The organism is Phreatobacter aquaticus (assembly GCF_005160265.1).
Taxonomy (GTDB): domain Bacteria; phylum Pseudomonadota; class Alphaproteobacteria; order Rhizobiales; family Phreatobacteraceae; genus Phreatobacter; species Phreatobacter aquaticus.
Window position 1 is genome coordinate 1,404,279 of the sequence record NZ_CP039865.1, and the last position, 19,355, is coordinate 1,423,633.

Consider the following 19,355-nt stretch of genomic DNA (forward strand, 5'->3'; position numbering starts at 1 on the left):
CGAGGGCCGTCCCCTCAATCCTTGCCGACCGTGATGTCTGGCGCGTAGGGGTTCTTCATGCCGACCACGTGATAGCCGGCATCCACATGGTGGATCTCGCCGGTCACGCCGCGCGACAGGTCCGACATGAAATACATGCCGGCATCGCCGACCTCGTCGATGGTGACGGTGCGGCGCAGCGGCGAATTGTACTCGTTCCACTTCAGGATATAGCGGAAGTCGCCGATGCCGGAGGCCGCCAGCGTCTTGATCGGTCCGGCCGAGATCGCGTTGACGCGGATGTTCTTGGGGCCGAGATCGGCGGCGAGGTAACGCACGCTCGCCTCAAGCGCCGCCTTGGCGACGCCCATCACGTTGTAATGCGGCATCCACTTCTCGGCGCCGTAATAGGTCAGCGTCAGCAGCGAGCCGCCATCCACCATCAGCTTCTCGGCGCGCTGGGCGATCGCCGTGAACGAATAGCAGGAGATCAGCAGCGACTTGGTGAAATTGCCCTCGGTCGTGTCGACATAGCGGCCGGTCAGCTCGTCCTTGTCGGAAAAGGCAATGGCATGCAGCACGAAGTCGATCTTGCCGAACAGCTTCTCGGTCTCGGCGAACACGGCATCCATGGTCGCCGGATCGGTCACGTCGCAATGGCCGACCACATGGCCACCAACTTCGGCGGCCAGCGGCCGCACACGGCGCTCCAGCGCATCGCCCTGATAGGTGAAGGCGAGCTCCGCGCCCTGGGCGTGGCAAGCCTTGGCAATGCCCCAGGCGATCGAACGGTTGTTCGCCACACCCAGGATCAGCCCGCGCTTGCCCTTCATCATGCCCGTCATGTCGTTCCTCGCCCGGAAATCTCATTCAAGCGCGGACCTATGCCATTGGCGGAGTGCCGGTGCAAGGCACGTTACAGCGTCTCGCGCGGGTCCGACTTGCGCCGATCCTGCAGCAGGCGTGCGAAACCTTCGAGATCGGCGCTCGGCTCCGGCAGCACGATCCGCACTGTCACGTAGAGGTCGCCGGCACCATCCGCGGCTGCCAATCCCTTGCCGCGCAGGCGGAAGGTCTTGCCCGAGGAGGTCATGGGCGGCAGCGTCAGCTCGACTTCGCCATCAATGGTCGGCGCGCGCACCTTGGCGCCGAGGATCGCCTCGTCGAGGGCCACCGGCAGATCGAGCCTCAGGTCCTTGCCATCGACCTTGAACGCCGGATGCGGCTCGACGGCCACAACCACATAGGCGTCGCCCGCAGGACGGCCGAGGGCCGCCGGCTTGCCCTTGCCGCGCAACCGCATCCGGTGGCCCTCGCGGGTACCAGCCGGAATCTTCAGGTCGAGCGCCTCGCCGGACGGCAGCACGACGCGCTGCGTCGAGCCGCGCGCCGCATCGAGGAACGGCACCTTGATGGTCAGCGTGATGTCCTCGCCGGCCGGCTTCGGCTCGGCGGCGGTGAACGGGTCGAAGCCGCGCCCGCCGGCCCGTCCGCTCGACATGCCCGACAGGATGTCGAAGAAATCGTCCATTGGCGGCGGCTTCTGGCCCTGGCCTCCGGTCGAGCGCGTCGATGACCGGCGAAACCCGCCCGGCCCGAAATTGAAGTCCTCGAAGATGGTCTCGCCACCTTGCGCAAAACCGCCGCCCGGCCGGCCGGCGCCATGGCCCTCGAAGCCGGTGAATTTCGGCTTGCCCTCGGCGTCGATCTCGCCGCGGTCGAACTGCTTGCGCTTCTTGTCGTCCGACAGGATCTCATAGGCATTGTTCAGTTCCGAGAACCGGTCCTGCGCCTTCGGGTCTTTCTGGTTGGCATCGGGATGCAATGCCTTGGCCTTCTTGCGGAAGGCGCGCTTGATCTCGTCGGCGCTCGCTGCGCGCGCGACGCCGATCACGTCATAGGGATCGCGGGCCATGATTGTCCTTGATGGCCGGCAGGCAAGGGGGGCCTCGCCAGCTCTGTTCGAAAACGGGTTGCTCCCGATGTGGTGATCGGGGCGCGTCTTGACAACAGGCCAGGGCGCTCAGACCGGGTCGCCACCGGCAGTTTTCCACGATCCAGTCAGGTGCGGCGCCAGGGCCGCAGTTCGGTCACGGCCCAGGCGCCGGTGGTGCGGCAGGCGCGGCCGTCGAACCAGGCCTCCTTGCCGTCCTTGATCCCGCTGCCGAGGAAGTCACGGCAGACCTGGCCGGAGGTGCCATTGGCGCGTTGCAGCGCGGTGATCGTGCCGCTCATGCCGCTGGCGCTGTTCTCCCACGGCAGGCTCGGCGTGTCGGCACTGTCGGCGAGCACCGTCATCAGCACGGCCTTGGCCGCATCCCAGTCGGCCTGCGGAATGGGCAGCGTGCCGGGCGTCGCGGTCGGCTGGGTGCCGGGCGTATCGGCAGGGCGGCGCACCGATCCGGTGGTCATGGGGTCGGCGGTTTGGGTCGCGGCGGCGGTCGCGGCAGCTGGCGGAGCGGTCTGGGTGCGTTCCCACAGCGAGGGCAGCGACATCGAGCAGCCGCCAAACCACAGGCCAGCGCCGGCCACAAGCACAAGCCTCGCGGCTTTGTGCATGGCACCAACGCGGCCACAAGGCTCTGGGGTAAACCCCATCCTGCCGCTATATAGCTGGCGAACGCCAAACGTCTCGCCCATACGCACCACACTCCAGGCCCACACTTGCCCGGAGGTCAGTCAACAACGGAGTTGGTTAATGTCCGGTTCGGATGCGACAGATTTCACGAAAGCCGCCGAGCCAGTCGCATTGTTCGAATCCTGGCTGGCCGAAGCAACCAAGTCCGAGCCGAACGATCCCAACGCCATGGCGCTGGCAACCGTGGATGCCGAGGGCCTGCCCAATGTCCGCATGGTGCTCCTGAAGGGCGTCGATGCCAGGGGCTTTGTCTTCTACACCAACACCGAGAGCCAGAAGGGCACCGAGCTCATCGGCCAGGGCAAGGCGGCAGTGGTGTTTCACTGGAAATCACTGCGCCGGCAGGTGCGGGTCCGTGGCCCGATCGAGCAGGTGACGGCGGCCGAGGCCGACGAATATTTCGCCTCCCGCGCCAGGGCGAGCCGCATCGGCGCCTGGGCCAGCCAGCAGTCCCGGCCCCTGGAGAGCCGCTTCGCGCTGGAGAAGGCTGTCGCCCTCTACACCGCGAAATATGCTATCGGAGAGGTGCCCCGCCCGCCGCACTGGACCGGCTTCCGGATCCTTCCGACCTCCGTCGAGTTCTGGAAGGACGGCGCGTTCCGTCTGCACGACCGTGTCGTCTTCCGCCGCGACCAGCCCTTGGGCCCCTGGACCTCGCAAGAGCGTCTCTACCCCTGAGGCCGGTCTTGCGCTGAGGCCGGCCCGGCCTTTGCCTGCCTGCGATACGGTCGGCTTCCATTTTGACTGCAAGGACCACAATGAACCAACCGCGACGCACACTCCTCCTCACCGGCGCCAGTCGCGGCATCGGCCACGCGACCGTCAAGCGCTTCTCCTCGGCGGGATGGCGGGTCATCACCTGCTCGCGCCAGCCTTTTCCCGAGAATTGCCCCTGGGAAATGGGGCCGGAGGATCATGTCCAGGTTGATCTGGCCGATGTCGCCGACACCGAGCGCGCGATCGACGAGATCCGAAATCGCCTGCCCGGCGGCCGGCTCGATGCTCTGGTCAACAATGCCGGCATTTCGCCCAAGGCCGAGGGCGGCGGCCGGCTCGATTCGATCCACACGCCGCTGGCCGTCTGGCAGCAGGTGTTCCAGGTGAATTTCTTCGCCTCCATCCTGCTCGCCCGCGGCCTGCTGATGGAGCTGAAACAGGCCGGCGGCTCGATCGTCAACGTCACCTCGATCGCGGGCTCGCGCGTTCATCCCTTCGCAGGCGCCGCCTATGCCACGTCCAAGTCGGCGCTGGCTGGCCTCACCCGCGAGATGGCTTCCGATTTCGCGCCGCACGGCATCCGGGTCAACGCGATTGCGCCGGGTGAGATCGATACCTCGATCCTGTCGCCCGGCACCGAGAAGATCGTCGAGCAGATCCCGATGCGCCGTCTCGGCACGCCGGAGGAGGTCGCCAAGATCATCTACGTGTTGTGCACCGAGACCTCGAGCTATCTGAACGGCGCCGAAATCCACATCAATGGCGGCCAGCACGTCTGACGAGTTTATCCATTCGGCTGCTTCTGTTCGTCATGCCCGCCCCTGTGGCGGGCATCCACGCATTCGTGGAGGGACAAAGGCGTGGATGGCCGGGACAAGCCCGGCCATGACGTTCGATGGTTGGCAGACATCGGTCAGCTGACAGCCGAGTCTCTATGCCGCCGCCCGCCTCAGGGCCTCGGCGGTTGCCGCATCCGCCGGCAGGAAGGTCTCGATCGCCAGTTCCGCCAGCGTCACGTCGATCGGCGTGCCGAAGACGGTGGTGGTGGAGACGAAGGACAGCGGCCCGAGACTTGAGGCAAGCCGAACCGGCACGAACAGATCGTTGGCCTCCGCCGGCCGTGCTGCGCGCCTCGTGGCAATGTCCGTCGGATAGGCGGACAGCTCGGCATGGAGCTGGACCAGCACCGGGTCGGCGGTCAGTTCGACCTGCCGCTTCAGGCGCATCAGCAGGTGGGCGCGCCATTCCCCGAAATTCTCGATTCGGGGCGCAAGACCCTTCGGGTGGAGCCCGATGCGCATCACATTGGCGGGCGCTTCGATGAGGCTGGGGTCGCAGCCCTCCAGCAACGGCGCGATCGCGCCATTCTGGGCAATCAGCGTCCAGTGCCGGTCGACGGCGATGGCCGGATAGGGCTCGTGCGCATTCAAGACGATGTCGATTGCCGCGCGCGCTGCTGCCTGCGCCGGGTCGGCGAGGCTGCGCTCGGGGAAGACCGGCGCGAATCCGCCCGCCACCAGCAAGACGTTGCGCTCCCGCAAGGGGATGTCGAGCTGTTCCGCCAGATGCAGGATCATCTCGCGGCTGGGGCTCGCCCGGCCCGTCTCGACAAAGCTGAGATGTCGGGTCGAGATCTCGGCACCCAGCGCCAGATCCATCTGGCTGAGGCGGCGGCGCTGACGCCATTCGCGCAGGTGGTCACCGATGCGGGGTGCGCGGGCAGTGCGGGCAGGGCTTGTGCTCATGATCCAGACGATAGCGGCAGGACGGGAGGCCGGTCCATGACGCCCGAGGTAATCGACCCGCGGCGGCGGCGAGGCGATCGTCGCCACGGACGCGGACCGGATCTCCCGCCGCGACGATTACGAGGAGCCTGCCATGTCCTTCGCCTTCGCCCTGTTCCGCGCCCCGGATGCCCCGACCTTTCTGCGCCGGGTGCTCGTCCTCGATGCTGTCACCTCCGGCGCCGTGGGCCTCATGCTCATCGTCGGCGCCGGCGCGCTCGCAACCTTCCTGAATCTGCCCGCGCCGCTGCTCCGGGGTGTCGGCCTCTCCTTCATCCCCTTCGTCGCCCTTGTCGCCTATGCCGCAACGCGCCAACCGGCGAGCCGCCCGCTCGCGCTGACAGTGGCCATCCTCAACGCGGTCTGGGTCGTCCTCAGCCTCGGCCTGCTGCTATCGGGCCTCGTCGCACCGAACATCTACGGCACGGTCTTCATCGCCGCACAGGCCGTCTTCGTCGGCGTCCTCGCCGAACTGCAGGTGATCGGGGTCCGCCGCCTCGCCGCGGTGTGAGTCCGAGGCCCTCGGGGGCTGGCCTCAGAGCCAGCCCTTCTTGCGGAACCAGAGATAGGGCAGCACGCCGGTGGCCACCATCAGCACCAGGGCCACCGGGTATCCCCATTCCCAGCTGAGTTCCGGCATGGCCTTGAAGTTCATGCCGTAGATCGTGCCGACCAGTGTCGGCGGCATGAACACCACCGACAGCACTGCGAAGATCTTGACGATGTTGTTCTGCTCGATGCCGATCAGGCCGAGCACCGCGTCGAGCAGGAAGGTGATCTTGTTCGACAGCGCGTCGCAATGCTGGGTGAGCGATTCCACGTCGCGGCTCTGGCTCTTCAGAAGCGCGCGGACATCCTTGGAGACCTTGCTGCCCTCGATCTCGGTCGCCAGGAACAGCAGCAGCCGGTTGATCGAAACCAGACTTTCACGCGCTTTCGAGATCAGGTCGCCCTTGGTGCCGAGCGTTTCCAGCACGGTCTGGAACGTCTCCGCCCGGCTGCCCCCCGCATGCGGCCGGAAGATGCGAGTCGAGGCCGCCTCGATCTCTTCGCCGACCCGCTCCAGGATGTCGGCGATCCGGTCGACGATCGTATCGAGCAGACCGGTCAGGATCGCCTCCGGCGTCGGCTGGACGGAGCCCTGTTTCTGCGAGCGATTGAGGAACAGGTTGATCGGCTTCGGCGTGTCGTAGCGAACCGTGATCAACCGCGACGGTGCCAGGACGAACGAAATCTGGGTAAGCTTCGGCGTGCCAAGCTCGGTATTGCACAGAACCGTCGCCGTCATGTAGCGCACGCCGTGGTCGACATAGAGACGGCTCGACGGCTCGATCTCGAGCATTTCCTCGCGCGTCGGGATCTCGATCCCCAAGCACTTCTCGAGCGCCTTGTCCTCGCCCTGGATCGGCTGGAGCAGGTCCACCCACTTGACCTCCGGCGGAACGGCATCGGCCGTCGCTTCGATCCGCACGAGGGCCTCGTTCTGAACTCCGTAGGCATTGAACATGATCAGGCTCCGGATACGCGGGCCTTGGCCTAGCGCAGATCGGGTCGAAGGGGAAAGGAGCGCCGGACATGCCAGAGCGACCATGACCGGACCATGACAGTCGCGATCGATTGCCCAGGACCGAAAGCACCCATAAGAGTCCGGCCATGAATCTCTCCATGATGCAAGCCGGAGCAACCGGTTTCCTCGTCGGCCTCGGACTGATCGTGGCCATCGGCGCGCAGAATGCCTTCGTGCTGCGGCAGGGGCTTCTGCGCCAGCATGTCGGCCTCGTCACAACGATCTGCGCGCTGTCCGATGCCGCGCTGATCCTCGTTGGCGTGGCGGGACTGGGAACGATCGTCCAGGCCTCGCCGCTGCTGCTGGCGCTGGCGACCTGGGGCGGCGCGCTGTTCCTGGCCGCCTATGGCTTCATGGCGGCGCGGCGCGCCTTCTCAACCGGCGGACTGGAAGCATCCGGCAATGGCGCCTTGACCGATGCGCGGCACGCGGTCGCCGCCACCCTCGCCTTCACCTTCCTCAATCCGCACGTCTATCTCGACACCGTCGTGCTGGTCGGCAGCCTGTCGGCCCATCATCAGGGTTCGGCGCGCGCTGCCTTCGCGATCGGCGCGATGAGCGCCTCGGCGGCGTGGTTCTATGGCCTGGGCTATGGCGCACGTTGGCTGGCGCCGCTGTTCGCCCGGCCGGTCGCCTGGCGCATCCTCGACGCGCTGATCGCCATCGTCATGTTGACGATTGCGGCCAATCTGGCGCTCAGCGGCTGGCGAGCCTGATCAAAAAAGAGGGCCGGTCTGGCGACCGGCCCTGGAAAGGTATTCAGGAGATTGGGGGCATGCACGGCTGCCGGCGGGTCCGCCGGGTCTTCATAGGGCCTGCGGTTGCATAGGCCGCGGGCCCGGTAAACTCAGTCGACGGCGTCGATGAAACGATTGGGGAGAGGGGCCGGAGCTGCGCGGCGGGGTGCCGGCGAGGCTGCGGCTGCGACGGCAGAAATGCCGATCCGACCATAGCGGGCGACAAGCTTGTCGCGCTGGGTGTCGGTGGCAGGAACCGTCTTGGCGGTCGTCATCAGGGTCGCTCCATGGCTGCCGTAACTCGAAACTGACGCTTGGCAGCACGCGTCGAACGCTCCTGGTTCTAGACATGGCTTGCGGCGGGGTTTGGGTCCGATCATGGAGGGATCGTGACCATGCGACGCCGGGATCACGGCGGCAAAGCCCGCCTGGCATGGTAAATTTGCAACAGCCATGCGGGTTTGCGGCCGGCGGGCGGTGGTTCCGGTTGACGGTAAGTCAGGCCTTGGCCACAAGTTGGACACAGAGACGATCTGAGACGGCAGGCGGGCCATGGGGGGCTGCGCGGCTCTCGTTGCTTTTGAAGAGGACATGCGCATGCGGTTCGGGATTGTCGCCCTTGCGGCCCTGCTGCTCGCCGGCTGCAACAGCCAGACGGTGAACCCTGTCGCTCCGATCTCCGATCGCGACCAGCAATTGCTGGCCCAGGCGCCGCAGGTCGAGATGGACTACTGGCGCATGAACCTCAGGGTTCCCTATCGCACCAGCGAGCCGCCGGGCACGATCGTCGTCGAGACCGCCACCCGTCATCTCTATCTGGTCGAGCAGGGCGGCACCGCCATCCGCTACCAGGTCGCCGTCGGCAACGAGGCTTTCGGCTGGACCGGCACCGCCACCATCCAGCGCAAGGCCGAGTGGCCGAGCTGGACGCCGCCGGCCGAGATGCGCCGCCGCTGGCCGCATGTTCCCGCCTTCATGGAAGGTGGCCCGCGCAATCCGCTCGGCGCCCGCGCGCTCTATCTCTACCAGAACGGCCGCGACACGCTCTATCGCATCCACGGCACCAATTCGCCGATGGAGATCGGCGAGGCCGTGTCCTCGGGCTGCATCCGCATGCACAACGAGCAGGCGATCGACCTGTTCAACCGCGTGCCGACCGGCACCCGCGTGGTCGTGCGCTGACGCTTCCGACCAGAACCCATGAGTTGAGACGAGAACGGCGGCCCCTGGGCCGCCGTTTTCTTGTCAGCTGCCGGTTCGCTTGACCGGCCGGCTCGCTTGATCGGCCGGCTTGATCGCGCCGGCCACGGCCCTGATCGCGACATGGCCATAGCGGTCTTCCAACCGTTCGCCAGACTTGAGCGCGCCCGGCATTGGCTTGGTCTTCATCGTTACCTCCCCGGCGGGTTGTCCCACCTTGTCATCGAATCGTAGCACGACGCGGGCTTTTGCCCGAGACCCTAGAAGTGCGCTGCGGTGTCGCGCATGTGCGCTGCAACGGCGCTGAGGGTCGGGCGGGCAGCCGACCCATATCTTGCGTGATCCACAGGTCTCTGACGCAACATGTGGCCTCGCGGGGGATTCCGTGCGAAGGTTTTGGCTGAGGTGGGCACCCCCGCCGTTCCAGCCGCGCAAGACCATGAAATTCTCACGCCTGCGCATTCTCGGCTTCAAGACCTTCGTCGAGCCGACCGAATTCCTGATCGAGCCCGGGCTGACCGGCGTCGTCGGTCCGAACGGCTGTGGCAAGTCGAACCTCGTCGAGGCCATGCGCTGGGTCATGGGCGAGAATTCGTTCAAGAACATGCGCGCCTCCGGCATGGACGACGTGATCTTTTCCGGATCCGGCAACCGCCCGGCTCGCAACACCGCCGAGGTGGTGCTGACCATCGACAATTCCAGGCGCCTTGCCCCGGCGCAGTTCAACGACAACGACACGATCGAGGTCTCCCGGCGCATCGAGCGCGAGGCGGGCTCGGTCTACCGGATCAACGGCCGCGAGGTGCGCGCCCGCGACGTGCAGATCCTGTTCGCCGATGCCTCCACCGGGTCCCGCTCGCCGGCGCTTGTCCGCCAGGGCCAGATTTCCGAGATCATCAGCGCCAAGCCCCAGGCGCGCCGCCGCATTCTGGAAGAGGCTGCCGGCATTGCCGGCCTTCACGCACGCCGCCATGAGGCCGAGACCCGGCTCAAGGCCGCCGAGACCAATCTGGAGCGGCTGGAGACGGTTCTCGCCCAGATCGAGAGCCAGCTGGAGAGCCTGAAGCGCCAGGCCCGCCAGGCGGTGCGCTACCGCAGCCTGTCGTCCGACATCCGCCGCAGTGAAGCAACGCTCGCCTTCCTGAAATTCCGCGAGGCCGGACAGGCCGTGCGCGAGGCCGAGCGGCTGGTCGAGCTTGAAACCCGCGTTGTCGCCCAGCGCACATCCGATCAGGCCGATGCCGCCAAGAATCAGGCGGTCGCCGCCCATCACCTGCCGGCCCTGCGTGACGAAGCCGCCAAGGCGGGTGCAGGCCTTCAGCGTCTCGTTCTGGCCCGCGAACAGCTCGACGGCGAGGAGAAGCGTGCTCGCGATCGGATCGCCGAACTGGAGCGCCGCATCGGTCAGCTCGATGGCGACATCGCCCGCGAAAAGGCGCTCGGTGCCGATGCCGATGGCGTTCTGACGCGGCTGGCGAGCGAGCAGGCCGAGCTTCAGGCCGCGGCCGACGGCGCCAAGGGCACCGAAACGCAGGCGAGCGAGCGGGCCGAGGCCGCCGCATCCGCGCTGGCCACGGCGGAAAAGTCCTTTGCCGAAGCAACCTCTGCGCTGGCCGAGATCGTCGCGCGCCGCAACCAGCTGGAGCGCTCCGTGCGCGATACCAGCGAGCGCCTGGTGCGACTGGAAGGCCAGCTCGGCGAGATCGATGCCGAGACCGCGAAGCTGGAAGCTGGCTCCGACCACGCCGCCCGCCTGGACGCGCTGAAGGCCTCGCTGGAGACGGCGGTTGCCGGTCTCACCGCAGCCGAAGCCGAGGCTATCGCAGCCGAACAGGCCCATGCGGTCGCCCGCAGCCAGGAAGGCGAGGCGCGCCGGCCCTTGTCGGATGCCGAGCGCCAGGCGCAGCGGCTCGACACCGAGGTTCGCACGCTCTCCAAGATCCTCAACGGCACGTCGAAATCGCTCTGGCCGCCGGTCGTCGAGGCGATCGGTGTCGCGAAGGGCTATGAGGTCGCGCTGGGTGCAGCGCTCGGCGACGATCTCGACGCCCCCACCGCCTCAGCGTCTCCCCAGCATTGGGGCGGCGCCGACGGCAGCGCCGATCCGGCCCTTCCCGAAGGAGCTACGCCGCTCGCAACCCATGTGAAAGCGCCGCCGGAGCTTGCCCGCCGCTTGGCGCAGATCGGCATCGTGTCGAAGGCGGATGGGGCGAAGCTGCGGATGCTGCTGAAGCCCGGCCAGCGGCTGGTGTCCAGGGAAGGCGATCTCTGGCGCTGGGACGGCTTCGTCGTGGCCGCCAATGCGCCGACCGCCGCCGCCCGCAGGCTCGCCGAGCGCAATCGCCTCGTCGATCTCGAAAAGGAACTGGTCGCGGCGCGCGCCCATGTCGAGGCCCTGCGTGGGGCTGCCGATGCGGCGACCACTGCCGTGAAGACTGCTGCGGCCCGTGAGCAGACCGCGCGCGATGGCTGGCGGGGCGCCCAGCGCCAGGCCGACGCCCTGCGCGACCAGCTCGCCCAGGCCGAACGCGCCGCCGCCGCCATCATTTCGCGCCTGGCTGCCCTGGTGGAGGCCCGCGTCCGGCTCAATGCCAGCGTCGAGGAAGCGGCGGCCGTGAAGGCCGATGCCATACGCTCGCTCGAGGGGCTGGGGCAGACCTCCCATCTCGAAGCGGCGCTTGCCGAAGTGCGTGCCGATGTGGCGCTGCGCCGCGCAGCGCTCGCCGAAGCGCGCGCCGAGACCCAGGGCCTGGCCCGCGAGGCCGATATGCGCCAGCGCCGGATCGCCGAGATCGGCCGCGATCGCGAGGCGTGGCTGGCTCGCCAGGCCAATGCCGGCACCCAGATCGCCGACCTCGAGCGCCGGCTGGGCGAGGCGCGGGCGGAAGCCCAAACCCTTGCCGACGCCCCGGACGCCTTCGTCGAGCAGCGCCGCGCGCTGATCGGCCGCATCCAGGACGCAGAAGCGGCGCAGAAGCAGGTTGCCGACAAGCTGTCGGCCGGCGAGACCGCGCTGCTCGATGCCGATCGCGCGGCGCGGGTCGCGCTCGAGGCGATGACGACGGCACGCGAGGCCTTCGTGCGCACCGAGGCGCGCCTCGAGGCCGCTCGCCAGCGCACGACCGAGATCGAAGCCGAGATCCTGGAGAAGTTCGAGGTCCAGCCGGTGGCCCTCGTCCGCATTGCCGGTATCAACACCGAGGCCGAGCCGCCGTCGGCGCGCAACGTCGAGGACGAACTGGAGCGCCTGAAGCGCGAGCGCGAGAAGCTCGGGGGCGTCAATCTCCGGGCCGACGAGGAGCTCGGCGAGGTCCAGGCGCAATATGACGGCATGATCGCCGACCGCGACGACCTCGTGGAAGCCATCAAGAAGCTGCGCGGCGGCATCGGTTCGCTGAACCGCGAGGGCCGCGAGCGGCTGCTCGCCTCCTTTGCCACGGTCAACCAGAACTTCCAGCAGCTGTTCACCACCCTGTTCGGTGGCGGCACGGCCGAGCTGCAACTGGTCGAATCCGACGACCCGCTGGAAGCCGGCCTCGACATCCTCGCAAAGCCCCCGGGCAAGAAGCCGCAGACCTTGTCGCTGCTGTCGGGCGGCGAGCAGGCGCTGACCGCGATTGCGCTGATCTTCGCGGTGTTTCTGACCAATCCGGCGCCGATCTGTGTGCTGGACGAGGTCGATGCGCCGCTCGATGACGCCAATGTCGAGCGCTATTGCGACCTGCTGCACGACATGACGCGCACCACCAAGACCCGCTTCTGCGTCATCACCCACAATCCCATCACCATGAGCCGGATGAACCGGCTGTTCGGCGTCACCATGGCCGAACGCGGCGTCTCGACGCTCGTCAGCGTCGATCTCGGCGGTGCGGAGCAGCTGATCGCCGCGGAGTAAGGCGGAAAGAGAAAACCGCCGCGGAATAAGTCGTCGCACCCCTCCCCCGACAAACGGACAAGTCGAGGTCTTTCGCGCGAAAAATCAGGAGGTTAGGGCAATCGGGCACGTTCTTGACACGATTTCCCCGCCTCACTATAGGTGTCCCCGGCTTTCGGGGGCGTCAAACCGGCATCCTTCCGTTGTTTCACGCCTGTGACCGGGCCGGCCAGAGAGGCTGGATCATGGTTGCGGGTGGACGAGACGAGGGAGGGGCAAACGGGCGGCCGCCAGACGAAGCCGACCTCGACGCGCGGCGTCGTGCCCTTGAATCGAAGCTCGAAGCCATCGAGCGCCAGCGGTCCTCGGGAACGGCGTCAGGCGACCGGACGGCGGCAGAACCGTCCGGCATGGTGAAGCTCTTCCGCTTCTCCGCTGATTTCGTATCCGGCGTCATTGCCGGCGCGCTGATCGGCTGGGTCTTGGACCGTTTCGCCGGCACGCGGCCCTGGGGTTTCATCATCTTTCTTCTGCTGGGCTTTGCGACGGGGATCTACAACCTCGTCAAATCGGCCCAGCGGGCTCAGCGGGACGGCTGACAAGCCAGACCGACAGTCGCCAGATGGCATTGGGAGCAGACCGGCTATGGCCGATCCGATCAAACAGTTCGAGCTCGTCCATCTCGTTCCGATCAAAATCGGCAACGCCGACTTCGGTTTCACCAATTCCTCGCTGCATATGTTCATTGCGGTCGGCGCGACCGCCGCCTTCCTGCTCCTGTCGACGTCCGGGCGCAGCCTGATCCCGTCGCGGCTGCAGTCGATGGCCGAACTGGCCTATGAATTTGTCGCGGGCACCGTACGGCAGACGGCCGGTACCGACGGGATGCGCTTCTTCCCGCTGGTCTTCTCGCTGTTCATGTTCGTGCTGTTCGGCAACCTGATCGGCATGATTCCCGGCGCCTTCACGGTGACCAGCCATGTCATCGTCACCGCCGCCCTGGCGCTGCTGGTGATCTCCACCGTCATCATCTACGGCATCATGAAGCACGGCACCCACTGGTTCGCGCTGTTCGCGCCTTCCGGGCTGCCGAAGGCGATCCTGCCGGTCATTGTCGTGATCGAGGTCATCTCCTTCCTGTCGCGGCCGATCTCGCTGTCGCTGCGTCTGTTCGGCAACATGACCGCCGGCCATATCGCGCTGAAGGTCTTCGCCGGCTTTGTCGGCGCCATGGCCGGCCTCGGTTTCCTTGGCGTCCTCGGCTCCTCGTTGCCGATCCTCATGATCACCGCGCTCACCGCGCTCGAGTTTCTCGTTGCTGTCCTGCAGGCCTATGTCTTCACGATCCTGACCTGCATCTACCTCAACGACGCCCTCCATCCCGGCCATCACTGATCAGGTGACGGCGGGTCGCCATCTCTTTCCCTTCGCTCCCAACATCCCACAGGAGTTCAAAATGGATCCGGTTGCAGCCAAGTATCTCGGCGCTGGTCTCGCATGCCTCGGAATGGGCCTCGCCGCCATGGGCGTGGGCAACATCTTCGGCAACTTCGTTGCCGGCGCCCTGCGCAATCCGTCGGCAGCCGCCGGCCAGTTCACCAACGCCATCGTCGGCGCGGCGCTTGCTGAAGGTCTCGGCATCTTCGCGCTCGTCGTCGCCCTCGTCCTGCTCTTCGTGGTCTGATCCGCGGCGAGCCTCTCTTCCGCGTGCCGGGTGCCTCTGAGAGGCCCCGCCGCGGTCGATACGGCGTTCTCCGCCCGGCTTCGGCCGGCTCTCGTTTCCGCGTGGGACCGTCAACCGGTCCGCTCGTGCGATAGGGTCCCGCAATGGCGACGAACACCACTCAAGGGACGCAAGTCCCGTCCAAAGGCGGTTTTCCGGCGTTCCGCGTCGAAACCTTCGGATCGCAGCTCCTGTGGCTCGCGATCGCCTTCGGCCTGCTCTACTACCTGATGTCACGTCACATCGCGCCGCGCATCGGCGGGATCCTGGAGGAGCGTGCCAAGCGCATCTCCGATGATGTCACGGCAGCGCAGGTCATGAAGGCTGAGGCGGACGCCGCCACGGCCTCCTACGAGAAGGCACTTGCCGAGGCCCGGGCCGGCGCCCAGGCGATCGCAGCCGAAACCCGCGGCAAGATCACTGCCCAGTCCGATGCCGAGCGCAAGCTGCTCGAGGACAAGCTCGCCGCCGATCTGGCGACGGCCGAAGCCACCATCGCGACGGCCCGTACCGCCGCCATGGGTAATGTCCGCTCCATCGCGGTCGATGCCACTCAGGCGATCGTCGCCCGCCTTTCCGGCACGGCGGCCGATGCCTCGCGCGTCGAGGCGGCGGTCGACGCCGCCCTGAAGGCCTGAGGAGGCAGCGATGAATGAATATGTGCCGATCTGGATTGGTCTGCTGATCTTCCTGGCGATCTGCTGGAAGATGGGCGCCCACACCAAGATCCTCAGCGCGCTGGATGACCGCTCCAGCCGCATCGCCAACGAACTCGCCGAGGCCAAGCGCCTGCGCGAGGAAGCCGAAGCGATCGTCGCCGACTATCGCAAGCGTCAGCAGAGCGCCGAGCAGGAGGCGAAGGACATCATCGCCGCCGCCAAGGTGGAGGCCGAGCGCCTCGCCGCCGAGGCCAAGGCGAAGATGGATGATTTCGTCACGCGCCGCACCAAGATGGCCGAGACCAAGATCGCTCAGGCCGAGGCGCAGGCCGTGGCCGATGTCCGCGCCGCTGCCGCAGACGCGGCGGTTTCTGCCGCAGGCGTGCTGCTGGCCGACATGGCCAAGGGCTCGGGCGGCGATGGCCTGATCAAGGCCGGCATCGCCGAGGTCAAGGCGAAGCTCAACTGAGACCAGCCGATCGGGAGCCAGGATCTGGCTCCCAGTCCAGACGATCAGATATCAAAAAGGCCGCCGGATCACTCCGGCGGCCTTTTTGCTGTCTGCGATGCTGGATGCGTCAGGCCGGCAGCAGCGGCGCGATGACCTTGTCGAACTCGGACAGCGGCTGGGCACCGAGCACACGCTTGCCATTGACGAAGAAGGTCGGCGTCGAATCGACGGCGAACACGGTGGTCGCGCGCTCGCGCACCTGGTTCAGGGCATCCAGGATCGGCTGATTGTTCAGGCAGGCCTCGAACTGCGCCTGGGTGAAGCCGGCTTGGCGCGTAATGGCGGTCACGGCGGCAAGCGGATCGGAGCCGAAGGCCCAGGTGCGCTGCTGCTGGAAGAACACGTTGATCAGCGCGAAATAGCGAGCCTGGTCGCCGGTCGACTTGCCGTCCTCGCCGAGCGCGCAGCGCGTCAGCATGTAGACGGCCGCATCCAGCTGGTTCAGCGGGAACTCGCGGAACACCAGCTTCACCTTGCCGGTGTCGATATATTTGGTCTTCATCTCCGGCAGGATCGTGGTGTGGAAGGTCGCGCAATGGCCGCAGGTCAGCGAGGCATATTCCACGATCGTGACCGGCGCGTTCGCCTGGCCGAGAATGCAGTCGCCGAGGGGGCCGGCCACCAGCAATTCCGCCTGGTCGACCTGTTCCGCTGCGGTGCGGCGGGCCTGAGCCATCGCCGGCAGCGCGGGAATGAGAGCTGCTCCGGCGGCGCCAAACGCGGCAGCACCTTCGATGATCGTTCTGCGCGTCAGCGCCATGGCGTCCAATCCTTCAACACAAAGCCAGTCGAAGGGATATCCGTCGCCGTACCGCATGGCAATATCGCGGCAATCCGTGCGCCCTCACGCTTGCGAGAGCCGCAAGATCATCACATCCGTTCACGAGCGCGCGATGATCTCGCGCTCGCGGTGAATTTCACGGCCTGACAGGTCACCGCCGGGCTTGCGCCGCATCAGCGCCATCGGGCGGCGGGCCTTGACGGTGGAGTGCCGGCGCCGCCGGGGGCCGGGCGTCCCGATCAGGACGGCGCCCATGCGCGGGAATGCCTCGCGCAGCGACCCGTCCATCTCGACCGTCATCATCGGCAGGGCGAAGACCTTGGCCCAGAGCTGCCATTCCGCCACCACGTCGTCGGCATCCTCGGCCGAGAACAGCGGCACGTTGAGGGAGGGGTCGGCATGGATCAGCACCACCTCGACGCGGTCGCTGCCTTCCGTTGCTCCGTCGCCCACCCGCACCGCGACGCCGCGATAGGATGAGACCAGAACCTGCAGCTTCATCCGAGCGCCGGCGCTGGTGCGCCGGATCACCACGCGGTCGGCGAGCAGGTCGATGGTCCGCTGCCCGTCGTCGGCCCCGCCATCAGCCGCCTCGAAGCGGATCGGCAGGTTCGAGGGATCGAGGCGCAAGGCCGCGATCCCGGCCCCGGCGGGACCGAATTCTGTTTGACGCAACACTGCATGCTCCCTTGGGGTCTTCGGCCGATTGGAGCCGGCTCTCGCCCCGTCGTTGCAGCAAATGTCGCAGCATTTCTTGTCCGCCAGCTTAAGGGGAACGGTTAAGCGGACCTCAATCGGACCGTGAAAAACGCCAATGATTGCCTATGCTTGAGGAATGCTTGGCGAGCGTGCTTTCGAAAGCCTTGGCAGGCGTGATGAACCGGATCTCAACTGTCAGGATGAATCGAATATGACCGGAGCCGCGGAAAGGGCGGATCCACGCGGCTGGGCTCCGGCCGCGAACAAGCGGCGCCAGCCTTGAAACCGGGCGGTGCGATGCCTACACCGGGGTAACACCTCAATTCCCGTGCCCAAGGTTTCCCCGATGTCCGAGCTGTTCGATACCGGCGCGCTCACCGAGCAGGCGCGCCGCCTGGTCGCCGCCGCCCGCAAGGCTGGCGCGGATGCCTGCGATGTCATGGCCGTGCGCGGCATGTCGGTCTCGGTGGAGCTGCGCGACGGCAAGGTGGAGGCGAGCGAGCGTTCCGAGGGCGACGATCTCGGCCTGCGCGTCTTCGTCGGCCGGCGCAGCGCCTCGGTCTCGTCGAACGATCCGCGCGAGAATATCGAGGCGCTGGCCGAACGCGCCGTGGCCATCGCCAAGGTCGCCCCCGAAGATCCCTACGCGATGCTGGCCGATCCGGCCGATCTCGCGAAGTCGTGGGCGGATCTCGACCTGCTCGATCCCCATATCCTGTCGGTCGCCGAGCTCGAGGACCTGGCTCGCCGCGCCGAGCAGGCAGCCCTTGCCGTCAACGGCGTCACGAAATCGGGTGGGGCCAACGCGGGCGCCGGCCTCGGTGGCTTCGTCCTGGTGACCTCAACCGGCTTCGAGGGTGCTTCCCTTGGCTCCTCAACCTCCTATTCGGTGACCGCCATTGCCGGCGAGGGCACCGGCATGGAGCGCGACTACGACTATTCGTCGGTGCGCCACCGTGCCGATCTCGGCCAGCCCGAAGCGATCGGCCGCAGCGCCGGCGAGCGGGCCGTGCGCCGCATGAACCCGCGCAAGGTCGATACCCGCAAGGCCCCGGTGATCTTCGACCCGCGGACAGCCGGCAGCTTTCCGGGTTACCTCGCGGCCGCCGCCAACGGCCAGTCGGTCGCCCGCAAGACGTCGTTCCTGCGCGAGAAGCTCGGGCAGCGCATCTTCCGGCCGGGCATATCGATCATCGACGACCCGCTGCGTCCGCGCGGGCTTCGGTCGCGCCCGTTCGATGGCGAGGGCCTGGCGGCCCGGCCGCTGGCGCTGGTCGAGGACGGGTTCCTCAGGAGCTGGCTGCTCGACACCGCGACGGCCCGCGAACTGGGCCTCAAATCCACCGGCCATGCCAGCCGCGGCGTCGGCGGACCGCCGTCGCCCGGCAGCACCAACCTGCATCTGGCGGCCGGCGCCGAGACGCCGGAGGCGATGATCGCGGCGATCAAGGACGGCCTCTATGTCACCGACATGATCGGCCACGGCGTCAATATGGTGACGGGGGACTATTCGCGCGGCTGCTCGGGCTACTGGATCGAGAATGGCGAACTGGCCTATCCGGTGGCAGAGATCACCATTGCCGGCAATCTCGTCGACATGTTCCTGAACCTGACCCCCGCCAACGATCTCACCTTCCGCTATGGCACGGATGCGCCGACCGTGCTGGTCGAAGGCCTGACCATTGCCGGACGCTGACGATCTCGTTCTGCGCGACCTGCTGGTCGCCCACGCCGAGGAAGCCGGCGCGATGGCGCTGGATTTCGCCCGGCGCGGCTTCAAGAGCTGGACCAAGGCCCATGCCTCGCCGGTGACGGAAGCCGATATCGCCATCGACCGCTTCCTCAAGCAGCGGCTGATGGCGGCCAGGCCGGATTTCGGCTGGCTGTCGGAAGAAACCGCCGACGACCCCTCCCGCTTGTCACGCCGCGAGGTGTTCATCGTCGACCCGATCGACGGAACGCGTGCCTTCGCCGGCGGCCTGCCCGACTGGACGATCTCGATTGGCATCGTGCGGGATGGCCGGCCGGTGGCGGCAGCCCTTGCCGAGCCCGAGGCCAACCGCGTCTTCGCAGCCGCGCTTGGCCATGGCGCCACCGTCAATGGCCGGCGGATTGTTTCCTCGTCGCGGGCCGAGGTTCACGGCGCCCGCATGGCCGGGCCCATGGCCATGCTGGAACGGTCGCACCGGCAGGGCGCCGTCCTGCTGCCGAAGATTCACTCCTTGGCGTTGCGCATGGCAAAAGTCGCCAATGGCGAGGTCGATGCCTCTTTTGCAGGCGGCCAAAGCCATGATTGGGACCTTGCGGCGGCTGATCTTTTGGTGCACGAAGCGGGCGCATCACTGACCGGCTTCGACGGTTCGGTTCCTGTCTACAACAGGCCGAAACCGACCCATTTTCCTCTCGTCTGTGCCGGTTCGGGCTTGCACAGACAGCTGTTGGACGAGCGGCGCTGAACCTCGACCGGTCGCAGGCGACAACCGAAT

General features: G+C 67.0%; 22 protein-coding genes. 13 read left to right on the forward strand and 9 right to left on the reverse strand.

The annotated features are described in order from the left end of the window. Positions 1-14: 14 nt before the first annotated feature. The 3 genes from fabI to E8L99_RS06555 form a co-directional block, all read right to left on the reverse strand. The gene (gene fabI, locus E8L99_RS06545) at positions 15-824 is read right to left on the reverse strand and encodes an enoyl-ACP reductase FabI (protein ID WP_252511281.1); all 810 of its coding nucleotides are present in this window, start codon (positions 822-824) and stop codon (positions 15-17) included. Positions 825-895: 71 nt separating this feature from the next. Continuing rightward, a complete protein-coding gene (locus E8L99_RS06550; RefSeq protein WP_137098786.1) occupies positions 896-1,894 on the reverse strand; it encodes a DnaJ C-terminal domain-containing protein in 999 nt (332 codons plus the stop codon). Positions 1,895-2,040: 146 nt separating this feature from the next. Further along, positions 2,041-2,538 (reverse strand): RT0821/Lpp0805 family surface protein, encoded by a 498-nt coding sequence (locus E8L99_RS06555; protein ID WP_168201590.1) that lies wholly within the window; start codon positions 2,536-2,538, stop codon positions 2,041-2,043. Positions 2,539-2,677: 139 nt separating this feature from the next. Here E8L99_RS06555 and pdxH point away from each other — a divergent pair, with 139 nt between their 5' ends. Both pdxH and E8L99_RS06565 read left to right on the forward strand, forming a co-directional pair. Continuing rightward, positions 2,678-3,295 carry a pyridoxamine 5'-phosphate oxidase gene (gene pdxH / locus E8L99_RS06560; RefSeq protein WP_137098788.1) on the forward strand — a complete coding sequence of 206 codons (618 nt, stop codon included), beginning with the start codon at positions 2,678-2,680 and terminating at the stop codon, positions 3,293-3,295. An 80-nt stretch (positions 3,296-3,375) separates the two neighbouring features. Continuing rightward, entirely contained in the window at positions 3,376-4,113 is a 738-nt protein-coding gene (locus E8L99_RS06565; RefSeq protein ID WP_137098789.1) for an SDR family NAD(P)-dependent oxidoreductase, read from the forward strand. A 153-nt stretch (positions 4,114-4,266) separates the two neighbouring features. Here E8L99_RS06565 and E8L99_RS06570 read toward each other — a convergent pair whose 3' ends face one another. Further along, on the reverse strand, positions 4,267-5,079 hold the full coding sequence (locus E8L99_RS06570; protein WP_137101992.1) for a helix-turn-helix domain-containing protein: 813 nt from the start codon (positions 5,077-5,079) through the stop codon (positions 4,267-4,269). Positions 5,080-5,212: 133 nt separating this feature from the next. Between E8L99_RS06570 and E8L99_RS06575 the strand changes: the two genes are divergently transcribed. Further along, complete coding sequence (locus E8L99_RS06575) at positions 5,213-5,629, forward strand: hypothetical protein (RefSeq protein ID WP_137098790.1); 417 nt, start codon at positions 5,213-5,215, stop codon at positions 5,627-5,629. A 24-nt stretch (positions 5,630-5,653) separates the two neighbouring features. Here E8L99_RS06575 and corA read toward each other — a convergent pair whose 3' ends face one another. Then, entirely contained in the window at positions 5,654-6,625 is a 972-nt protein-coding gene (corA, locus tag E8L99_RS06580; protein WP_137098791.1) for a magnesium/cobalt transporter CorA, read from the reverse strand. Positions 6,626-6,771: 146 nt separating this feature from the next. Here corA and E8L99_RS06585 point away from each other — a divergent pair, with 146 nt between their 5' ends. Continuing rightward, a complete protein-coding gene (locus E8L99_RS06585; RefSeq protein ID WP_137098792.1) occupies positions 6,772-7,401 on the forward strand; it encodes a LysE/ArgO family amino acid transporter in 630 nt (209 codons plus the stop codon). A gap of 131 nt (positions 7,402-7,532) precedes the next feature. Here the strand turns inward: E8L99_RS06585 and E8L99_RS23720 are convergent, their stop codons facing one another. Next, complete coding sequence (locus E8L99_RS23720) at positions 7,533-7,697, reverse strand: hypothetical protein (RefSeq protein WP_168201591.1); 165 nt, start codon at positions 7,695-7,697, stop codon at positions 7,533-7,535. Between the two features lie 322 nt (positions 7,698-8,019). On the opposite strand from E8L99_RS23720, the gene E8L99_RS06590 reads away from it, so the two are divergent. Then, the gene (locus tag E8L99_RS06590) at positions 8,020-8,604 is read left to right on the forward strand and encodes a L,D-transpeptidase (RefSeq protein WP_137098793.1); all 585 of its coding nucleotides are present in this window, start codon (positions 8,020-8,022) and stop codon (positions 8,602-8,604) included. 63 nt (positions 8,605-8,667) lie between these two features. On the opposite strand, the gene E8L99_RS23725 is transcribed toward E8L99_RS06590, so the two are convergent. Beyond that, complete coding sequence (locus tag E8L99_RS23725) at positions 8,668-8,811, reverse strand: hypothetical protein (protein ID WP_168201592.1); 144 nt, start codon at positions 8,809-8,811, stop codon at positions 8,668-8,670. 250 nt (positions 8,812-9,061) lie between these two features. Between E8L99_RS23725 and smc the strand changes: the two genes are divergently transcribed. The 6 genes from smc to E8L99_RS06620 all read left to right on the forward strand — a co-directional run bounded on the left by smc (position 9,062) and on the right by E8L99_RS06620 (position 15,347). Next, on the forward strand, positions 9,062-12,517 hold the full coding sequence (gene smc, locus E8L99_RS06595) for a chromosome segregation protein SMC (protein WP_137098794.1): 3,456 nt from the start codon (positions 9,062-9,064) through the stop codon (positions 12,515-12,517). Between the two features lie 113 nt (positions 12,518-12,630). Further along, positions 12,631-13,095 carry an AtpZ/AtpI family protein gene (locus E8L99_RS06600; RefSeq protein ID WP_137098795.1) on the forward strand — a complete coding sequence of 155 codons (465 nt, stop codon included), beginning with the start codon at positions 12,631-12,633 and terminating at the stop codon, positions 13,093-13,095. 46 nt (positions 13,096-13,141) lie between these two features. Then, entirely contained in the window at positions 13,142-13,891 is a 750-nt protein-coding gene (locus E8L99_RS06605; protein WP_137098796.1) for a F0F1 ATP synthase subunit A, read from the forward strand. Between the two features lie 61 nt (positions 13,892-13,952). Further along, a complete protein-coding gene (locus E8L99_RS06610) occupies positions 13,953-14,180 on the forward strand; it encodes a F0F1 ATP synthase subunit C (protein WP_137098797.1) in 228 nt (75 codons plus the stop codon). Between the two features lie 143 nt (positions 14,181-14,323). After that, positions 14,324-14,857: a F0F1 ATP synthase subunit B family protein gene (locus E8L99_RS06615; RefSeq protein WP_137098798.1), complete on the forward strand. Its 534-nt coding sequence runs from the start codon at positions 14,324-14,326 to the stop codon at positions 14,855-14,857. A 10-nt stretch (positions 14,858-14,867) separates the two neighbouring features. Beyond that, a complete protein-coding gene (locus E8L99_RS06620) occupies positions 14,868-15,347 on the forward strand; it encodes a F0F1 ATP synthase subunit B family protein (RefSeq protein ID WP_137098799.1) in 480 nt (159 codons plus the stop codon). A gap of 109 nt (positions 15,348-15,456) precedes the next feature. Here E8L99_RS06620 and E8L99_RS06625 read toward each other — a convergent pair whose 3' ends face one another. Both E8L99_RS06625 and E8L99_RS06630 read right to left on the reverse strand, forming a co-directional pair. Then, the gene (locus E8L99_RS06625) at positions 15,457-16,149 is read right to left on the reverse strand and encodes a DsbA family protein (RefSeq protein WP_137098800.1); all 693 of its coding nucleotides are present in this window, start codon (positions 16,147-16,149) and stop codon (positions 15,457-15,459) included. Between the two features lie 120 nt (positions 16,150-16,269). Next, positions 16,270-16,848, reverse strand: a complete 579-nt coding sequence (locus E8L99_RS06630) for a DUF6101 family protein (RefSeq protein WP_256371380.1) — start codon at positions 16,846-16,848, stop codon at positions 16,270-16,272. 367 nt (positions 16,849-17,215) lie between these two features. Between E8L99_RS06630 and E8L99_RS06635 the strand changes: the two genes are divergently transcribed. Continuing rightward, complete coding sequence (locus tag E8L99_RS06635; RefSeq protein ID WP_137098802.1) at positions 17,216-18,565, forward strand: TldD/PmbA family protein; 1,350 nt, start codon at positions 17,216-17,218, stop codon at positions 18,563-18,565. Then, positions 18,552-19,325, forward strand: coding sequence for a 3'(2'),5'-bisphosphate nucleotidase CysQ (locus E8L99_RS06640; RefSeq protein ID WP_252511282.1), 774 nt, complete (start codon positions 18,552-18,554; stop codon positions 19,323-19,325). The genes E8L99_RS06635 and E8L99_RS06640 overlap by 14 nt, the downstream gene beginning before the upstream one ends. Positions 19,326-19,355 lie beyond the last annotated feature (30 nt).

Bases quoted from the DNA above. Each gene is read 5' to 3' on its own strand.
- E8L99_RS06570 (WP_137101992.1), bottom strand. From the start codon at position 5,079: ATGAGCACAAGCCCTGCCCGCACTGCCCGCGCACCCCGCATCGGTGAC.
- E8L99_RS06625 (WP_137098800.1), bottom strand. From the start codon at position 16,149: ATGGCGCTGACGCGCAGAACGATCATCGAAGGTGCTGCCGCGTTTGGC.
- E8L99_RS06585 (WP_137098792.1), top strand. From the start codon at position 6,772: ATGAATCTCTCCATGATGCAAGCCGGAGCAACCGGTTTCCTCGTCGGC.
- fabI (WP_252511281.1), bottom strand. From the start codon at position 824: ATGACGGGCATGATGAAGGGCAAGCGCGGGCTGATCCTGGGTGTGGCG.
- E8L99_RS06555 (WP_168201590.1), bottom strand. From the start codon at position 2,538: ATGCACAAAGCCGCGAGGCTTGTGCTTGTGGCCGGCGCTGGCCTGTGG.
- corA (WP_137098791.1), bottom strand. From the start codon at position 6,625: ATGTTCAATGCCTACGGAGTTCAGAACGAGGCCCTCGTGCGGATCGAA.
- E8L99_RS23720 (WP_168201591.1), bottom strand. From the start codon at position 7,697: ATGACGACCGCCAAGACGGTTCCTGCCACCGACACCCAGCGCGACAAG.
- E8L99_RS06610 (WP_137098797.1), top strand. From the start codon at position 13,953: ATGGATCCGGTTGCAGCCAAGTATCTCGGCGCTGGTCTCGCATGCCTC.
- E8L99_RS06565 (WP_137098789.1), top strand. From the start codon at position 3,376: ATGAACCAACCGCGACGCACACTCCTCCTCACCGGCGCCAGTCGCGGC.
- smc (WP_137098794.1), top strand. From the start codon at position 9,062: ATGAAATTCTCACGCCTGCGCATTCTCGGCTTCAAGACCTTCGTCGAG.
- E8L99_RS06575 (WP_137098790.1), top strand. From the start codon at position 5,213: ATGTCCTTCGCCTTCGCCCTGTTCCGCGCCCCGGATGCCCCGACCTTT.
- E8L99_RS06615 (WP_137098798.1), top strand. From the start codon at position 14,324: ATGGCGACGAACACCACTCAAGGGACGCAAGTCCCGTCCAAAGGCGGT.
- E8L99_RS06550 (WP_137098786.1), bottom strand. From the start codon at position 1,894: ATGGCCCGCGATCCCTATGACGTGATCGGCGTCGCGCGCGCAGCGAGC.
- E8L99_RS06620 (WP_137098799.1), top strand. From the start codon at position 14,868: ATGAATGAATATGTGCCGATCTGGATTGGTCTGCTGATCTTCCTGGCG.
- pdxH (WP_137098788.1), top strand. From the start codon at position 2,678: ATGTCCGGTTCGGATGCGACAGATTTCACGAAAGCCGCCGAGCCAGTC.
- E8L99_RS06605 (WP_137098796.1), top strand. From the start codon at position 13,142: ATGGCCGATCCGATCAAACAGTTCGAGCTCGTCCATCTCGTTCCGATC.
- E8L99_RS06635 (WP_137098802.1), top strand. From the start codon at position 17,216: ATGTCCGAGCTGTTCGATACCGGCGCGCTCACCGAGCAGGCGCGCCGC.
- E8L99_RS23725 (WP_168201592.1), bottom strand. From the start codon at position 8,811: ATGAAGACCAAGCCAATGCCGGGCGCGCTCAAGTCTGGCGAACGGTTG.
- E8L99_RS06590 (WP_137098793.1), top strand. From the start codon at position 8,020: ATGCGGTTCGGGATTGTCGCCCTTGCGGCCCTGCTGCTCGCCGGCTGC.